General features: G+C 70.4%; 17 protein-coding genes. All 17 read left to right on the forward strand.

Annotated elements, in window-relative coordinates:
- The first annotated feature begins 354 nt into the window (after positions 1-354).
- A complete protein-coding gene (locus ABD352_RS16940) occupies positions 355-1,098 on the forward strand; it encodes a hypothetical protein (RefSeq protein ID WP_344613328.1) in 744 nt (247 codons plus the stop codon).
- On the forward strand, positions 1,091-1,393 hold the full coding sequence (locus tag ABD352_RS16945; RefSeq protein WP_344613329.1) for a hypothetical protein: 303 nt from the start codon (positions 1,091-1,093) through the stop codon (positions 1,391-1,393). The genes ABD352_RS16940 and ABD352_RS16945 overlap by 8 nt, the downstream gene beginning before the upstream one ends.
- Positions 1,386-1,604 (forward strand): hypothetical protein, encoded by a 219-nt coding sequence (locus ABD352_RS16950; RefSeq protein WP_344613330.1) that lies wholly within the window; start codon positions 1,386-1,388, stop codon positions 1,602-1,604. The genes ABD352_RS16945 and ABD352_RS16950 overlap by 8 nt, the downstream gene beginning before the upstream one ends.
- Positions 1,597-2,220, forward strand: a complete 624-nt coding sequence (locus ABD352_RS16955) for a hypothetical protein (protein WP_344613331.1) — start codon at positions 1,597-1,599, stop codon at positions 2,218-2,220. Before ABD352_RS16950 ends, ABD352_RS16955 begins: the two co-directional genes overlap by 8 nt.
- Complete coding sequence (locus ABD352_RS16960) at positions 2,217-2,450, forward strand: hypothetical protein (protein ID WP_344613332.1); 234 nt, start codon at positions 2,217-2,219, stop codon at positions 2,448-2,450. Before ABD352_RS16955 ends, ABD352_RS16960 begins: the two co-directional genes overlap by 4 nt.
- 56 nt (positions 2,451-2,506) lie before the next feature.
- Positions 2,507-2,680 (forward strand): hypothetical protein, encoded by a 174-nt coding sequence (locus tag ABD352_RS16965; RefSeq protein ID WP_344613333.1) that lies wholly within the window; start codon positions 2,507-2,509, stop codon positions 2,678-2,680.
- A complete protein-coding gene (locus ABD352_RS16970; protein WP_344613334.1) occupies positions 2,677-2,898 on the forward strand; it encodes a hypothetical protein in 222 nt (73 codons plus the stop codon). The genes ABD352_RS16965 and ABD352_RS16970 overlap by 4 nt, the downstream gene beginning before the upstream one ends.
- A 162-nt stretch (positions 2,899-3,060) precedes the next feature.
- Positions 3,061-3,873, forward strand: coding sequence for a hypothetical protein (locus ABD352_RS16975; protein ID WP_344613335.1), 813 nt, complete (start codon positions 3,061-3,063; stop codon positions 3,871-3,873).
- Positions 3,870-4,100 carry a hypothetical protein gene (locus ABD352_RS16980; RefSeq protein WP_344613336.1) on the forward strand — a complete coding sequence of 77 codons (231 nt, stop codon included), beginning with the start codon at positions 3,870-3,872 and terminating at the stop codon, positions 4,098-4,100. The genes ABD352_RS16975 and ABD352_RS16980 overlap by 4 nt, the downstream gene beginning before the upstream one ends.
- A 316-nt stretch (positions 4,101-4,416) precedes the next feature.
- Positions 4,417-4,746 carry a hypothetical protein gene (locus ABD352_RS16985; protein WP_344613337.1) on the forward strand — a complete coding sequence of 110 codons (330 nt, stop codon included), beginning with the start codon at positions 4,417-4,419 and terminating at the stop codon, positions 4,744-4,746.
- Between the two features lie 178 nt (positions 4,747-4,924).
- Positions 4,925-7,432, forward strand: a complete 2,508-nt coding sequence (gene terL, locus ABD352_RS16990) for a phage terminase large subunit (protein WP_344613338.1) — start codon at positions 4,925-4,927, stop codon at positions 7,430-7,432.
- Between the two features lie 21 nt (positions 7,433-7,453).
- Positions 7,454-9,340, forward strand: a complete 1,887-nt coding sequence (locus ABD352_RS16995) for a hypothetical protein (RefSeq protein WP_344613339.1) — start codon at positions 7,454-7,456, stop codon at positions 9,338-9,340.
- Entirely contained in the window at positions 9,337-10,917 is a 1,581-nt protein-coding gene (locus ABD352_RS17000; protein ID WP_344613340.1) for an ADP-ribosyltransferase family protein, read from the forward strand. The genes ABD352_RS16995 and ABD352_RS17000 overlap by 4 nt, the downstream gene beginning before the upstream one ends.
- Before the next feature lie 23 nt (positions 10,918-10,940).
- A complete protein-coding gene (locus tag ABD352_RS17005) occupies positions 10,941-13,895 on the forward strand; it encodes a hypothetical protein (RefSeq protein WP_344613341.1) in 2,955 nt (984 codons plus the stop codon).
- Positions 13,895-14,065 (forward strand): hypothetical protein, encoded by a 171-nt coding sequence (locus ABD352_RS17010; protein ID WP_344613342.1) that lies wholly within the window; start codon positions 13,895-13,897, stop codon positions 14,063-14,065. Before ABD352_RS17005 ends, ABD352_RS17010 begins: the two co-directional genes overlap by 1 nt.
- Positions 14,066-14,128: 63 nt before the next feature.
- A complete protein-coding gene (locus ABD352_RS17015; RefSeq protein ID WP_344613343.1) occupies positions 14,129-15,640 on the forward strand; it encodes a hypothetical protein in 1,512 nt (503 codons plus the stop codon).
- Between the two features lie 16 nt (positions 15,641-15,656).
- Positions 15,657-16,013, forward strand: coding sequence for a capsid cement protein (locus ABD352_RS17020; RefSeq protein ID WP_344613344.1), 357 nt, complete (start codon positions 15,657-15,659; stop codon positions 16,011-16,013).
- Positions 16,014-16,019: the final 6 nt, after the last annotated feature.

The raw sequence follows: 16,019 nt of genomic DNA on the forward strand, positions 1-16,019 counted from the left end.
TTCAAGGGCTCTGAGTGGCGCAGGCGGCGGTCAGCGTCTTCGCGTCGAGGGCGGCGACGAGGACGCCTCCTTCGGCGGGTGGTCCTCCGGCGCCTGCGCGGGCTCTGTCGACGGGTGGACCGACGAGCAACTCGTGGACGGTCTGCGCCGCGTGTTCGCCGCAATCGACGGCTATCCGCCGAAGCCCGCCGTTCACCCAAGCCACCAGCCGGAAGAGTCCGGCGCCGAACTGCTGCCCGGCCACACGACGTGCAAGGTCTGCTGCCGGTTCGTTGCCCACCACGGGTGCGCCAGCCCGCGGGGTGTCGCACCGTGCGCGGGGCCGGGCCGGATCGAACTACGGGAGGAGGGTCGGTGAACGTCGACACCATCCGCGCGGTGATCACCGCCGGCGCCGCACGAGGCGAGACCGGACGCCTTGACTACGCCGAGCCCGGGACGTGGGTGCCACTCGGCGGCAGCGGGTTCGAGATGCGGTGCGACACCCCGGCGATGGCCGAGTGGGCTGTCGCGTACGGCTGGCCCGCCCCGGACCTGGCCGCGTTCGCTGCCCGCCTTCAGGTGCCCGGCCTGTGGAGTGGCTGCCGTTCGAACGTTGAACCGGTGGCGCTCCTCGAAGGGCCGCCCCGACCCGGCCATGTCGTTGTTGAGATGGTGACCGCTTACGTCGAGGACCCCGACGAGCCGCACCGCTACAACAACATCGCGGTCCGTCGCGCGTTCGTTGTGGTTGACGGGCCGCCGCCGAAGGTCGAAGCCCAGCCCGGCTTCGGTCCCGGCTTTGGGGCCAGTGACAGCGGCGCCAGCAACCTCAAAGCCGCCGAGCCCTGCCGCCACTGCGGCGACCTGGACTCGGCCCGCTTCGACTTGCTCGCCGGTGGCACCGCGATCGGCGACCCGCAGCTGACCCGTCAGATGCGCTGGATTCCACCGGGCATCCACCTGCCGCCGTGCCCGGCCGTCCGGATCAACCATGGGCGGCCCGAGGTGTGCACCCAGCCCGGCGGGCATCCCGGGGAGCGGCACCTGACCGGCGCCGGCGTCGTGTTCGACGAGGAATTCAGCCCCAGCAACCACAAGGAGAACATCGATGTCTGACCCGACCCCGCAGCAGATTCTCAACCTGCGCCTCGACCCCGACAACGACTCTGGCGCTGACACCGTCAGGGGCTACCTCGTCGCGCTACTCGCTGCCATCTGGCATGACGGTGAGGGGTTCTCGGGGAAGCGCCCGTTCGGCAATAGCGGCTGGCAGGGCGACTTCGACAAGGCATTCATCGAAGCCGGGTGGGTGGCCGGTCAGCTCGACGAAGACGGCTACGTCGACGAGGTCGACGGCGAGGCGGTTGACCGGCTGGTTCGGCAGGCAATCAAGGCGCTCGCCGATGCCTGACCGCCCGTCCTGCCGTTGCGGCGCCCCCGTCGCCCGCCTCCGTCACGCCCTCCGCTGGCTCACCGAGTTCGCCGACGCGGTCGACGCCGGGCGGCGTCTCGACTGCGGCTGCCGCGACGACCGGACCCGGTACGTGTGCGGCTGCGGCCGGACCGCCTGCGAGCAGCACCGTTCGGACCCGCACGACCGTGAGGAGACTGTTCATGCCTGACCCGACTCCGCCCGAACGCTCGCAGTTCACGCCCACCGACGACGCCGAGGGCATGCTGCAGGACGTCATCGACTGGGGGCGCCTCGCCGACATCGACGCCGCCCGTCGCATCCTGCTGCGCTTCGCTGCCACCGACCCGGCCGGGCACCTGCCGTTGACCGCCGAACAGGCGGCGACGCTGGTCGTCGACGCCATCGCCGAGCAGATCCACGCCCGGGGCATCGCCGAGGGCCGCCGCCTGCGCGCCGACGAGATCGACGCCCTGACCCGGGGCGCCTACGCGGACGGCCTCGGCGACGGCCACAGCCAGGCCACAGAGGGCTGGGAACGCGAGTGGGGCACCGTCGGCGACGGATGGGCATATCCGGCGCGCAGCGAGAAGGCAGCTCGTGACGTGACGCGGTACAGCCAGGGCGGCGCAACCGTCTCCCGCCTCGTCGGCCCGTGGGAGCCCGCCGAGCAGCCCCAGCCCGCGCGGGCGATCGGCTGCACCTGCCCGCCCAACATGCCGCAGCACAGCTACCAGCCCGGCTGCCCGTCGTGCGAGGCATTCGTGGCCGGACTCAAGCCACAGCGCATGGAAGAGCCCGACCAGTACGGCGAGCCCGAGGCATGAGCCACGCACGCCGCCTGCGCCGCTGCCGCGCCCACGAGCGGTACTGGATCAAGACTGGCCACTGGGGAGAAGCCGCCGGTTCGGCCAAGGCCCACGTGTGCGACGACCAGGGCTACGGGCTCGCCGTGATGCGCCGCCGCATGCCCGACCCAGGGTGGGCGTGGCAGCGCCGGACGTGGTGGCTGTACCCAGCCCGCACCTTCACCGACGACGCCGGAGGCGCGCCGTGACCGCTGACCTTCGCCAGCCCGCCCCAACCGCTACCGACCAGAAGGAGCCGGCCGCCATGCCCGACGTTGACAACCCGCTGCTCGACCTCGCCCAGGTGCGGCTCGACCAGATGCTGGCTGAGCCCGCCCCGGGGACGCCGCCGACGACCCTCGACAGCGTGATCCGCCGCCTGTTCGACCCGGACGAGCGGGACCTGGTGACCGTCTCCGCGTTTTCGAGCTCGCTGTGACCGACGTGACCGCCCGGTCCCGCACGTTCGCCAACCGGTCCGCGCTCGCCGTCGCCGTCCTCGCCGGCGCCCTCGTCGTCGCGGGCGTGGGATTCCGGCTCGACATGTCCGGCCCGTGGGTTGGCGGGTCGATCGTTGCCGGGCTGGCGGCGTTCGGCGGCGCCGTGTGCTTCGGCCGGTCACTTGAGGCCGCCCACAACGAGAGGACACCCCGATGATCCTGCGGTGACGACAGCTGCGAGTTCAGGCTGACCGCCACCTGAGACAACGACGGCCCCCGATCCGCTAAATCGAGGGCCGTCTACACCGGCCAGATTCCCGCCCGCCCAGTGCTCCGTAGCAGACGATCATAGCCTTGAGCTGCACGAACGGAGCCGATAATGCGAAACCCCCGTCCTTTGTGCGCCGTCGACCCGTGCTTCATCCCCAACCGGCACGTCGAATCCTGCGACGACCGGGCCAAGTGCGGTGGCTGCCTTCCCGGCCTCGCCGCCGACGGCCTCAACCTGTGCACCCACCACGCCCGCCGCATCGGCCCCGACGTGCTCACCCTCGCCGCCCGACACCGGCAGCTCGGCCTCGCCCTCGCCGGCACCGGCCAGCCCGGCGGGGAACGCACCTCCGGCGGCGACAAAAACCCCAACATCAGCCTCAACCTGCGCGCCGCCGCCGTCCGCCGCGACATCGAAGCCCTGCTCAACCGGCTAGCCCGGCTCATCTGCTCCCAGCGCGGGTTCGCCTGGCCCACCGATACCCTGACCAGCGTCGCCGAACGGCCGTACGGGTTCATCGGGCCCATGCCCGCCACGACCCGGACCCGGCACACCTACCGGGTTCCGCCTCTCGCCAGGCTCGTCGCCCGGTCCGCCGACTGGCTCGCCGCCCACCAGCAGGCCGCCGAGTACTCGACCGCGCTCGGCGAGCTCGCCCGGCAGGCGTTCCGGACCGCGTTCCCCACCGGCACCCGCGTCTTCGAATTGCCCGGCCTTGACGGTGAACGTTTCCTCGCCTGCCCCGAAACCGTGCCCGGCGACAACGGTGACGAGCCCTGCCCCGGCAACCTGTGGACGATCATGCGCCGCGACGGTGACCGACTCCCACCGCAGATCATGTGCAACCACGACGAGCAACACCAGTGGCCGTCGACGCAGTGGCTCAAGCTCGGCCGGCGCATGCTGCAGGCCGCCGCGTGATCATCCGGGTGCAGCACGACAGGACCCTCGTCGACGCTGCCGCCCTGTTCGTGCACTTCGGCCGCAGCTACGCCATTCAGACGATCCGCCACCACTGCCAGGTCGAATCCGTGGACCCCGCGACCGGGGTGCAGCTGTACGACCTGGAGATGTCCGAGGAGGTGATGCGCCCGGTGCGGGCCCGGGCGCCGCACCGTCGGACACGCCGCACGAGTGACGGGCCTTGACGTTGAGGCCTTTATGGCGTACACCTTGGTCATCCTGATCGCAGTGTCGGTCAGCAAAGCCTCGGTGTACACCGGGGCTCTTTTTTGTGCTCCGGAGCGCCGCCGCCGTACCCGCTCGGGGGTTCGGGACGTCGTGCCTTGATGCGCCCGGACGGCGGCCCGGCTCTGAGGGGTGGCCGGGCCGCCAACCCCAACGTCGTGGGCCCGCCAAACCTCGGGTCAGGCCCGGCCGCCAGGGAGCGACCGGTGACGCCCCGCGAGTGCCGCCCGTGCAAGTCGGGCCGGGTCCGCCACCAACCCGTGAAGGAGCGCCCCGATGCTCCGCACCCTGCTCACCGCGGTCGCCGCCGCCGGCGCCTGCTGGATCGCCTACGCCAAGCTCAAGGAGCAGATCATGACCAGCAAGGACGAGGTCCTCGCCCAGATCGCCGACGTCAAGACCCTCCTCGTCGAAACCGGCAAGGACGTCAGCCGGGTCGCCGACAAGCTCGACCAGGCGCTCGCCAACAACGACCTGACCGCCGTCTCCGAGGCCGTCGCCGAGCTGAAGACGATCGCGCAGGGCATCGACGACCGCGCCGAGGCCTCCGACCCGGAGCAGCCCGCGACCGGGGAGCCGGCCGAGCCGGAGCAGCCGGGCGTCTGAAACGGGCGGGCCCTGCCGACCCTCCCCCCACGCGAGACCCGGCAGGGCCCGACCATAAACGGCCAGAATCCTTGGGGCGTAAGGGTTTTGGTTGATCGATTCAGGTAGAATCGTTGCTACATAAGGTGTCCCGGCGGTGCGGCTAACACCCCGGGACCGGCCGACCTGTGGAGTCGACATGTCGAATAGTACTCAGCCTGCCCTCACTTCATTTGAGCGGGCGATTCTCAGCGCAACCGTAAAGCGATTCACCGAGGAGCAGCGCTCCGTCAGGGATGCGCGGACGCCAGGTGAGCTGGCGAAGATGCTGGACCCCAAGACGGTGCAGACCGCAGCGCTTGACCTGATCGACTCGGCGCTCGTGGACGCGGCTGAGGGCCGATGCGATCGGCTGATGATCTCCTTGCCCCCTCAGGAGGGCAAGGCCCTCGCGCTCGACACCCCGATCGCAACGCCGTCCGGCTGGACCACCATGGGTGCGCTGCAAGTCGGCGACCAGGTATTCGACCGGCATGGAGATCCCTGCACCGTCACCTGGGTTTCACCAACCTGGACTGACCGGCCCTGCTACGAGGTCACCACTGGCGACGACGATCGGATCGTCGCAGATGCGGCGCACGAATGGAACGTCGTGCGCTGGGCCGGCGGACCGGAACGTCGAGTTGAGACCACAGACCTTGCGGTGCCTCGATCGAAGAACGCCCAGATTACCGGGCCTGCCGACCTCAATCTGCCCGACGCAGACCTTCCGCTCGATCCGTACGTTCTGGGCGTCTGGCTCGGCGATGGGCACTCCCTCGCTGCGCGCCTGACCTGCCAGGACTCGGACGAAGCCATCATCGAGCGCATCCGCGACTCGGGCTGGCCGGTCCGTCGCGACACCGGCACGAAGTACGGCTGGAGTCTGGTCCCTCCCGGGTGGCCCGTGGCCCGGAACAACCCGAGTCCGTTCCGCCGGGTTCTGCAACAACTCGGCGTGTGGGGCAACAAGCATGTTCCGGTCGCCTACCTGCGCAGCTCGACCAAGCAGCGGCTGGCGCTCCTGCAAGGACTGGTCGACACGGACGGTTACGTCTGTCCGCGGGGTCAGGTCGAATTCTGCTCGACGAACGAGGCGCTTGCCCTGGCGGTTCAGCACCTCGTGTTTACCCTCGGCGCGAAGGCCACGCTGATCGAAGGCAGGGCCGAGGTCGACGGGAAGGACTGCGGGCCCAAGTACCGGGTCCGGTTTTATCTCGCCGATGCGGCGCACCTGCCGCGCAAGGCCGAGCGGTGCAAGGATGCGAAGACTGCACGGACACGGTACGTGTGGGCGCGGCAGGTGCCGAGCGTTCCGACTCGGTGCATCGAGGTCGACAGCCCCGATCACACCTTCCTGGCGGGTCGGTCGCTGCTCCCGACGCACAACAGTGTTCGCGTTTCGCGGCGCTTCCCCGAGTTCCTGCTCATGCGCAACCCCAACCTGCGCATCGCGATCATCTCCTACGCCCACGGCGTCGCCCGGCGTCTCGCCCGCTCCATCCGCGACGACATCACCCTGCACTCCGGCCCGCTCGGCATCGCCGTCAGCCCCACCTCGTCCGCCGCGAACGAATGGGCCATCGCCGGACACGCCGGCGAGGTGTACGCCACCGGCATCGCCGGCAGCCTGACCTCGAGACCCGTCGACGTGCTGATCATCGACGACCCCTACAAAAACGGCGAACAAGCCGACTCCGAAGCCTGGCAGGAAGTCGTCCGCGACTTCTGGACCGAAGTCGCCGTTCCCCGGCTCGGCCCCGGCGCCATCGTCATCATCGTCCAGACCCGCTGGCGCGACGACGACCTGTCCGGCTGGCTCAAAGCCGAGGACACCGATGGTCATTGGCGGGTCATCAACATTCCCGCCCAAGCCGACCACGATCCCAACAAGGGCGAGGTCGACCCGCTCGGCCGCGAGCCCGGCGAATACCTCGAATCCGCCCGCGGGCGCACCGTCGAAGAGTGGGAACGCCGCCAGATCGAAGTCGGTTCCCGCACCTGGAACGCGCTCTTCCAGGGCCGCCCGGCGCCAGCGTCCGGCAATATCTTCCACGCGTCGTGGTTCCGCTACTACGACCAGCCGCAGTGGGTTGAGCGGCCTGATGGCTCCCGCTGGGCGGTCTCGTTCGATGAGGTCATCGCCTCGTGGGACATGACGTTCAAGGACACCGACGGCACCGACTACGTGTGCGGCCAGGTGTGGGGCCGCCGTGGTGTCGAAGTGTTCCTCCTGGACCAGGTTCACGACCGGATGACGTTCGTCGAGACCTGCCTCGCCGTACGAATGCTCGCTGCGAAATGGCCGCAGGCGATCCTGAAGCTCGTCGAGGACAAAGCCAACGGCCCGGCCGTCTTGTCGGCGCTCGCGCATAAGGTAAACGGCCTCGTTGCCGAGACACCGCAGGGTTCCAAGGTGGCGCGCGCCGCTGCAGTATCCCCGTTCGTCGAGGCCGGGAACGTCATCCTTCCGGCACCCGAGATGGCGCCGTGGGTAGACGACCTCGTCGAAGAGGTAAAGACCTTTCCGCGAGCGGCCCACGATGACCGCGTGGATGCCATGAGTCAAGGACTCAACCGGCTGTTACTGTCGCCGCTGCTTGCCGACGACGAGATCATTGAAGACCCCGACCAATACGAGGCAGAGGGCAGTATCAGCCCCTGGTGACGCCGTCCGGGGGTGCCGTACGTGGGCCGCTCCCGCCGCAAGGTCACTGTCTCCGAGTCGGGCCCGTCGCGCAGTGATCTGCAGGTGGCCCTCAACAACCTTGAGCTGGCTGAACGTCGCGCGCTCGACAGCGCGCCACTCCGCGAGTCGGTGACCGAGCTTGAGCAGCGGCTGTTCGACCCGGGCTGGCGGCGGTTTGTTGCGCTCACCGAGCAGGAGTTCACCGACGCCGGCCTGAGGCAGATGCGCGCCGTATGCCGTCTATCGACGATCGCCAATCCCCTACTGAAACGCGGGGTCGGTCTTCGGTCTGCCTACGTGCACGGCAAGGGCATGCAGCGGACCGCCCGCGCCAACGGGAAGGGCCACGACGGCGAGCAGGACGTCCAGGCGGTCATCACCGACTTCCTGTCTGACGAGGGCAACTTGCGTGCGTTTTTCGGTGCCGCCGCCCGGGACCGGCTCGAGCACACGCTGTCGACGGACGGCGAGTTCTTCGCTGCCCTGATTACCCGGCCGACGACGGGTGCGGTGCAGACCAGGGTGGTGCTCGCCGACGAGATCGGCGAAATCATCTGCAACCCGGAGGACCGCTCGGAGCCCTGGTACTACCGGCGCTGCTGGGTTGAGGAGTCCTACGACGCGCAGGGCGCGAAGCGGACTGTCCAGCGGGAGATGCTGTACCCGGCGGTCAACTACCGGCCCGCGCGCAAGCTGCCCCGGCTCGGTGCGGTCGAGATCGCCTGGGACAAGCCGATGCTGCACGTCAGCGTCAACCGGCCCGAGCACTGGCAGCACGGCATCCCCGACGTGTACTCGGCGATCAACTGGGCGCGGGCGTACAAAGTTTTTCTCGAGCAGTGGGCGTCGCTGGTCGCGGCCCTGAGCAAGTTCGCGTGGCGGACCACCGCTGACGGCGCGAAGCAGGCCCGTCAGATTCGGGCGGCGATGACCGCCGCGGCGCCCCGTTTCCCGGGCGACAACGACCCGAGCACGGTCGGCGGGACTGCGATCACCGGCGTCGGTCACGCCCTGGAGGCGATCCCCAAGAGCGGCGCGACGATCGACTCCGAGTCGGGCCGGCCACTCGCGATGATGGTTGCGGCGGCGCTCGACATGCCGGTGACGATGCTGCTCGCGGATCCGGGGCAGACCGGCGCCCGGGCGGTCGCTGAGACCCTCGACCGGCCGACTTGGTTGACGACGGGCCAGCGACGTGAGGTGTGGACGGCCTGCGATCAGCGGATTCTCCGCTACGTCATCGCCGAGGCGGTCCGGGCACCGAAAGGCCCCCTCAAGGGCAAGATCGTTCGCGACAAGTTTTCGGACGCCGAACAGGTCGAGCTCGCCGGCGACACCGACGCGACGATCGACATCATCTGGCCCGACCTCGACGACACCTCCGTCAAGGAGGCCGTCGACGCGATCGTCTCCGCGAACGGCACCGGGACGATCCCGCCGGAAGAGGTTCTGCGGCTGCTCCTCGCCGCGCTCGGCGTCCGCAACGCCGACACGATCATCGAGGAGATGGTCGGCGAAGACGGCACCTTCAAATGGCCGTCGCAGCCAGGCCAGCAGGGCGGACCCGGTCAGCCAGGCGCTCCAGGTCAGCCAGGCCAGGCGCCGGCCGCCGGTCAGCCCGGCCAGGTGGACGCGTTCGGCGACCTCGACTGGGGCCTCTTCGGCGGCACCGGCGGCGGCGCGAACCCCGACGCCGGCCAGCAGCCCCCCGCCACTCCCGGCGCACCGCCCACACCGGGCGTGCAACCTCCGGCCGCGGCCGGGAACGGCGCCGCGCCTCCGCCGACGCCCGCACCGGCCGACACCGCGGCCAGCGCGCAGCAGCCCGGCCCCAGTGACCCGTTTGACGTCACCAAGTTCAAGCCCGCGGCAGGTGGCGCACGATGACCGCCGCCACCCTGGCCCCGTTCCTGGACCTGATCCGGCTCGCTGAGGCCGGTGACTGGACGCCGTCGCTGCATCCCCGCGGCCCCGACGGCCGGTTCACGCATTCGTTCGCCAGGCTGATGACAGACGCCCAGCGCGGCCACGCCCGTCGGGCCGCTGCCGCGTTCAAACCGAAGCAGGGAATCAACACCCCCGACGGCGCCCGCGCGTACCTCGGACGCCTCGGACCCGCATCCCCGGCTGCCGCGACGTACTTCGGCGGCGGGCACAGCGAGGTCAACAAGGAGCTGCGGGCCGGGAACGACAACTACCCGGGCATCGCCGCGATGGACCACGCCATGCAGCCACTGCCCGACGACATCATCGTCACCCGCCGGGTTCCCGTGCGCTCGCTCGGCGATGCCACCCCCGAGCAGCTCGTCAACTTCCGCGTCGCCGACGCCGGATACACCGCCGGTTCGGTTGCGACGCTCGACGCCGGGCCCGACGACGTGCTCATGCACATTGCCGTGCCGAAGGGCACGAAGGCCGCGATCAATCCGGACAACGGGGCGATCGTCCTGGACCGCGGGCTTGAAATGTCGGTGCTGCACGTCGCCCCGAACGAGCGCGGCGGGAAGGATATGTTTCTGATCGTCACGCCGCACGGCGACGGCGACGAGCACACCCGTGCTGGGCTGCCGGGCCGCGGCGACCACACAGCCCCCGGCGACGCCCCGGGCGGTGAACACACTCCTGGGGCGCCGCGGCCCACACCGGACAGCCATGGCCCAACACCTGGCCAGCCACACGGCGACGCCCCGGCCGGCGGCAACAACACTGCAGGCCCGAAGAGCACGAGCTCGGTTCTGCGGGACGCCGCCGCGTCGATGCAGGACGGCGACCAGAAGAGCTTCGCCGAACATGACCCGGCGCTCCGCGACGAGATGCACCGCGCGTTCGATGGAACGTTCGGCAACCTGACCGCCACGATCGACGACGACGTGTCGCAGGTCTACTTCGACGCCGACGGTCACATCGTCATCCGTGCTGAGGGCTACATCCGGAACAAGGACGGCCGGATCGTCGGGTCGTTCCGCCGCGAAATCCACCCGGATTCCGGTGAGATCCACAACGACGTCTTCGCGCTGGCCGGGTCCGAGCAGGGGTCTGGGTTTGCGCAGCAGTTCGCGGCCCACGCGGAGCCGATCCTCGCCGAGCTCGGACTCAGCCACGCCACGGTGTCCGCGACTGGTGTCGGCGGGTATGCGTGGCGGCGGTACGGCTGGGACCCGTCGAGCCCAGCCGCGGCCGGTGACGTGCCGAACCGGCTGCGCAGCATCCTCGGCAAGTACGACCTGTCGGCGGACGACAAGGCGACCATGGAGCGGTGGCTGAAGGCGTTCGCCCAGCCGGACCAGTCGAAGTGGCCCACACCTTCGGAGATCGGCGACTTCGGCAAGGGCAAATACACAAGCAAGGTCGACGGCCGCGACATGTGGCCCGGCAAAGACGTCCTCGTCGGGTCGGCGTGGCAAGGCATGCGTGACCTGCAGACCGAGCCCGCCGCGGTCAAACCTGCGGCTGCGGCTGCCTGACGTTGCAGATCGGGGGCGCCACGGTGGCCGCCGAACTCACCGACCTCGACAGGCTGCTCGCCGACGCCACAGCCTCGGCGCTTGCCGCATGGCCGACACTGGCCGGGCCGCTCGTTGACGCGCTCGCCGACGGCGCCTCCGTGGCGCCGGCCGCCGTCGTGGACGGGCTCGCCGCCGACTTGACCGGGCGCATGCTGCAGGTCGCGACATCGTCCGCGGCACTCGTGGCTAACGATGCTGCAGCGCAGGGCATCGACGAACCGTCCGGGGAACCGGACCGGGACCGGATCGAGCATCTTGCTGCGACCTTCGCCGGGCTAATCGCCTCCGGATATGCCGCAACGGCCGTTCAGGCTTCTCTCGGCGTGCCGCTGGCCGAGGGCCCACGACTGAAGGCCGCAGCCGCCGGCGTCAAGGCCGCAGTACGGACCGCGCTGACCGCGCTCGGGTCTGCGGTGCGGGGGCTCGTCCCGACGCACGTGGGTGCGGCGATGGCCGCGGCCGAACACGAGGGCGCCCGGTCGGTATACGAGGCGCACCCGCCGCGCTACCTCGTCGCCGCCGAGCCCCACGACGTAGACCGCTGCGAGCCGTGCACGGAGGTCAACGGGCAGCGGTACGAGACGCTCGCCGACGCGCTCGAGGACTATCCGACGGTCGGGTACCGGCTGTGCAAGGGCGGCATCCGCTGCCGGGGCCGGCTGCGCGGCGTCTGGAGTGAGGACCCCAAGTTGCTGACCGAGTCGGCGCCCGCCGCCCTGGTCGAGGCCAGCGACGGCTCGGTGCACACCGGGGCGATGCTCGCGCTCATCCCAACCTCGCAGGACGCGGCCCGGCTGGCCGTCGACGGCGGCGAGGACCCCGACGAACTGCACTGCACCATCGCCTACCTCGGCAAAGCCGACCAGCTCGACGCGGCGGCGCGGCAGGCGCTGATCGCGTCGGTGACGGCGGCGTGCACCGGAATGCCGGTTGTCGACGCGGACGTCTTCGCGGCGGCGCTGTTCAATCCGGGCGGCGACGAGCCGTGCCTGGTGGCGCTGCTCAGCGGCGACCTTCTCGACGCCGTTCACCACTTCCTGCTCGAGACTGTGGCGCTGCCGCCGGTCGGACAGCACGCGCCGTGGATTCCGCACGTCACGCTGCGGTACGGCGACGACGTGCTGCGCCTGTCGGGCGCGCTGGCGGCGACCGCCGGCCGGATGCAGGCCGGCCAGGTCGGGCCGGTGCGGTTCGACCGGCTGCGGATCGCGTTCGCTGGCGAGCTCGTCGACATCCCCCTGCTCCCTGGTGACACCGCTGGCGATGATGACGACGGGTTCGATGCGTGGCTCGCCGACGAAGGTCTGGTCGAGGCTGACGATCACCCGGGCGACGGGAAGCTCAAGCGGTACTGGCTTGGGCGCGGCGCCGATAGGTGGACAGCATCACCACACCCCTGGACGTCCCTGTACCGGCACCTGCGGAAGTACATCAAGAACCCCGTCCTGCTGAAGAAGACGGTTTCGCGCTGGTACATCGACTTCTTTCATCACACCCCGAACCAGAAGCATGTGAGCCGGGAGGCTGCGAGCACGCGACCGGCGCTGGTTGAGGTCGCTATCGTCGAGTCCGGCGCCATCACCGACCTGAACGCCGGCGACGAGCCGCTCACCGACGACGAACTGGCCCTCGTCACGGCCCTTGACGAGCTCGATGCCGACCTGGTTGAGGTGTTCGACCCGGCCCAGGCCCGCTACCCGAAGGGGCACCCGAAGGGCGGCCAGTTCCGGTCGATGGTCGACCGGATCAAGGACTCGATCTCCGCGCACAAGCGCGGTGAACATCCCGGCAAGCACCCCCTTGACGGCTACTCCCGGGAGCAGCTGCGCCGGGTCGCGAGGGCCCGCGGGATCGACCTCAAGCGGGGCGAGGACCGCGACTCGATCGCGCAGAAGCTCCTCGACGACCACCACGGCGCCGGCAAGGCCAAGCCGAAAAAGGCCCATGCTGCGAAAGCAGTAGCCAAGGTCGCGCCCCAGTCGAAGCCGTCCGCGGAACTCAGCCAAGCCGAACGGCTCGCGCAGTGGCGGGCGGACGCGGCCAAGCCGGGCCGGGTGCGGCAGCCGGGCAATGGGCCCACAAAACGCGACGTGTACGTCGCGTCATGGGACAAAAGCATCGCCGACACGCAGGCCCAACTCGATAAGGCCGAAGTGTCCGGTAGCCCCGCCGAACGGGAACGGCTCCGCAGCCATCTCAACTATCTGGTCGGCGCCCGCGACGCGGTCCGGAACAACAAGGACCCGAAGCTCGACGAGCTCGACGGCGGGCCAAAATTCGCGTTGGCGCAGCAGGTCGACAAGTCCCGGCCGCTGGCCGTCTACGGCGACGTCCTGAATTTCGACGCCGCCGGCGACGACTGGGCCGCCGTGAACCTGACCGAGTTGGAGAAGGTCCCGGCGCATGTCCACGGGACCGTCGCCGCCCACCTGGCGGAGAGGGAAACCGGCGGTATCTGGATCGGCGAGTCCGGCGTCCCTGACCTCGACGACGCCCACGACCTTGCCGGTGAGCAGCCGCGTGGGTGGACGGCCGGGTCGACGTGGGCCGAGGTCGGCGGCGCGTTCAGGCCGGACCGGCGCCAGCTTCTGATCGGCCGGACCGCGAACTCGGTTCACCGAGGCGGGCACACCGCGACGCACGAGTTCGGGCATGCCCTCGACCGCGCGCTCGGCAACCCGTCCCACGGCGCCGAATGGGGTGCGATCCACCAGGAGGCGCTGCGCGGGACGTATCTCAGCCCGTATTACCGGCAGGAGGGCGGCGCCGGCGAACAGGAGTTCTTTGCCGAGGCGGTGTCGTCGTGGGCGAGCGCCCGGCAGTTCCCGCCCGGCAGTGCCCAGCGGTCGACAGTATTCATGGCGCAGTTGCAGGTCCCGCCCGGTCTCGCCGACAGGATCGACGCCTATTTCGAGCGGCTTCTCGGGGGGTCGTGATGGACGCCTACCGGGATGGCGGCAACATCGTCGCCCCGCGGCGGGCCGAGGGCCACGACGCGGTCGGGGATGCCTGGGTTGTGCTCGAACCCGGCTCGGACGAGTACGCGATGTGGGATGCGTGGCTGCGTCGGATCGCTGATGCCCCGTCGACCGACGTGACGCAGTAGCTGCGCCCCGCCTCTCTCTTCTCTGCCTGCCATCCGCGTTGACCGCCGGGAGGTCGTTTCCGCATGCCCAAGCACCGACCCCCGCGCCGGTTCGTCCGGCTTCGCGAGTCCGCACCCGCCGTCGAGGCGGCCCCGCTCGTCGAGTCCACTGCCGCCGGGCTTGTCACGCCCGCGTCCGGCGGCAGGCTCCTCGTGCAGTTGATCTCAGAGGGGTGGGGATCGAGCGGCTACTACGCCGGCTCCGTGCTCGAGCAGGCCGCCCGTGACCGCCGGTTCCCCGCCGGCCTGCCCCTCTTCTTGGACCACCCGAGCGCAACCGAGGAGCACGACCGCCCTGAGCGGTCCGTTCGCGACCTCGCCGCCGTCCTCACCGAGGACGCCCGATGGGATCAGAGCCGCCGCGCGCTGATCGCGGAGGCGAAAGCGCTGCCAACCTACCGGGATCTGCTCACCGACCGGGACTTTGTCGAGGCTGTTGGCCTCAGCATCCGCGCTGGCGGTCTCGCCGAGTACGGAACCGCTGAGGGCCGCGACGGGCTGATCGTCAAGGAGATCACCGAGGCGCAGAGCGTCGACTTCGTGACCCGCGCCGGCCGCGGCGGGAAGGTGCTTGCCCTGCTCGAGTCGGCCCGCACGAAGCTGCGGGAGGCGCCGACTGAGCAGGTCCGGGCCGCGCTCGACAAGGCCGTCCGCGACGCCTACAGCAGCGACGACCGGTACGCGTGGGTTCGCGACTGGGACCCCGACCGGAGCGTCTGCTGGTTCGACCTCGGCGGCCCCGACGGCGGCACCTGGGAGCAGCAGTACCTGACCAGCGGCGCCGACGTGGCCCTGCTCGGCCCTCGCCGACAGGTGACCGCCGTGACCGTCTACCGGCCCGTCGGCCCGCCGCCCGCCGCTGCGGAGCTCGGCGAGTCCGCGAACCCCACCACCACAGATGTGACGGACGGCGCCCCGCCGACCGGCTCACCCAACACACCCGAGGAGGAGCCCGACATGTCGGGAACCAACACCGGCGGACAGCCGGGGCAGGCGGGGACGGCGCCGGTCGTCGACACCGCCGCGATCCAGCTCGAGGCCCGCGAAGCCGCCGTCGCCCGCGACCGTGCGGTCGGCGAGCGCGACACCGCCCTGGCCGAGGCGGCCACGCAGAAGGCCCGCGCCGACAAGGCGGAGGCCGAGCTCGCACTGTTCCGCGCTGTCGAGTCCGCCCGGCCGCTCGTCGCCGCCCAGCTGGCGGAGGCTGGCCTGCCAGCCGCGGCGCAGGCCCGCATCACCGCCGGCGTCACGCAGCGGGTGCCGATGACCGAGTCCGGCCAGCTCGACCAGAACGGGCTTCGCACGCTCGTCGAGGCCGAAGTCACCGCAGAGAAGGCGTACCTGGCGCAGCTGCAAGAGGCGGCCGGCGCCGGCCAGGTCACCGGGTTCGGGCAGGCCCCCGCCCAGCAGCCCCCGGCCGCGACGTCGTGGTCGACGCCCGCCGTCGAGCCGAACGCCGCGCTCGTCGAGGCATACCGGGGTCGAGGCCTGACCGCTGAAGCCGCCCGCGCGGCGGCTCAGGGCCGAGCGGTCTGAGAGGGGACTGAACGACATGGCCAAGAACATCTCGCGCGAGATCGGCAACCAGCTCGCCGTCACCGTCTCCCACCCGACCAGCCCGAAGGCCGGCGACCCGGTCCGGTGGGGCGACAAGGCGGGAGTCGCACTGGCGGACAAGGACACCAAGACCAGCAAGACCACCGTCAAGTTCGACGGTGCCGCCACGATCCCCGTCAAGGGCGTCAACGGCGGCGGCAGCTCGGCAGTCGCCGAGGGCGACAGCCTCTACTACGTCGACGGCGACACCCCGGCCGTGTCGAAGAAGAACACGGGCAAGCTGATCGGCTACGCCATGGCCGCCGTCGGCTCGGGTGCGACCGCCACCATCGAAGTCCGCCTGGCCGGCTGAGGAGAA

It is taken from the genome of Dactylosporangium salmoneum (assembly GCF_039532525.1).
In the GTDB taxonomy this organism is placed as follows: Bacteria; Actinomycetota; Actinomycetes; order Mycobacteriales; family Micromonosporaceae; genus Dactylosporangium; species Dactylosporangium salmoneum.

Coding starts and splice junctions, on each gene's coding strand:
- ABD352_RS16945 (WP_344613329.1), top strand. CDS start 1,091: ATGTCTGACCCGACCCCGCAGCAGATTCTCAACCTGCGCCTCGACCCC.
- ABD352_RS16950 (WP_344613330.1), top strand. CDS start 1,386: ATGCCTGACCGCCCGTCCTGCCGTTGCGGCGCCCCCGTCGCCCGCCTC.
- ABD352_RS16955 (WP_344613331.1), top strand. CDS start 1,597: ATGCCTGACCCGACTCCGCCCGAACGCTCGCAGTTCACGCCCACCGAC.
- ABD352_RS16960 (WP_344613332.1), top strand. CDS start 2,217: ATGAGCCACGCACGCCGCCTGCGCCGCTGCCGCGCCCACGAGCGGTAC.
- ABD352_RS16965 (WP_344613333.1), top strand. CDS start 2,507: ATGCCCGACGTTGACAACCCGCTGCTCGACCTCGCCCAGGTGCGGCTC.
- ABD352_RS16975 (WP_344613335.1), top strand. CDS start 3,061: ATGCGAAACCCCCGTCCTTTGTGCGCCGTCGACCCGTGCTTCATCCCC.
- ABD352_RS16985 (WP_344613337.1), top strand. CDS start 4,417: ATGCTCCGCACCCTGCTCACCGCGGTCGCCGCCGCCGGCGCCTGCTGG.
- terL (WP_344613338.1), top strand. CDS start 4,925: ATGTCGAATAGTACTCAGCCTGCCCTCACTTCATTTGAGCGGGCGATT.
- ABD352_RS17000 (WP_344613340.1), top strand. CDS start 9,337: ATGACCGCCGCCACCCTGGCCCCGTTCCTGGACCTGATCCGGCTCGCT.
- ABD352_RS17010 (WP_344613342.1), top strand. CDS start 13,895: ATGGACGCCTACCGGGATGGCGGCAACATCGTCGCCCCGCGGCGGGCC.
- ABD352_RS17015 (WP_344613343.1), top strand. CDS start 14,129: ATGCCCAAGCACCGACCCCCGCGCCGGTTCGTCCGGCTTCGCGAGTCC.
- ABD352_RS17020 (WP_344613344.1), top strand. CDS start 15,657: ATGGCCAAGAACATCTCGCGCGAGATCGGCAACCAGCTCGCCGTCACC.